The organism is Bacillus sp. 11B20 (genome assembly GCF_056098985.1).
Genome location: NZ_JBLZWZ010000014.1, coordinates 1 through 343, shown reverse-complemented (window position 1 = coordinate 343; position 343 = coordinate 1). Strand labels below are relative to the sequence as shown.

Genomic DNA, 343 nt, shown 5'->3' with positions numbered 1-343 from the left:
GATACTAATAGATCGAGGACTTAACCTATATTCTAATGTGAAACATGAACATTGTTATCTAGTTTTGAGAGAACATTCTCTCCATCAGGTTTGGTGGCGATAGCGAAGAGGTCACACCCGTTCCCATGCCGAACACGGAAGTTAAGCTCTTCAGCGCCGATGGTAGTTGGGGGTTTCCCCCTGTGAGAGTAGGACGCCGCCAAGCTTGTAATATTTATATCATCGCGGGGTGGAGCAGTTCGGTAGCTCGTCGGGCTCATAACCCGAAGGTCGCAGGTTCAAATCCTGCCCCCGCAACCAAAATGGTCCGGTAGTTCAGTTGGTTAGAATGCCTGCCTGTCAC

At 49.6% G+C, this 343-nt stretch carries 1 tRNA gene and 1 rRNA gene; both read left to right on the top strand.

The annotated features are described in order from the left end of the window. Nucleotides 1-89: 89 nt before the first annotated feature. Nucleotides 90-205, top strand: a 5S ribosomal RNA gene (gene rrf / locus ACN6NB_RS19510). Between the two features lie 18 nt (nt 206-223). Further along, nucleotides 224-300, top strand: a tRNA-Met gene (locus ACN6NB_RS19505). Nucleotides 301-343 lie beyond the last annotated feature (43 nt).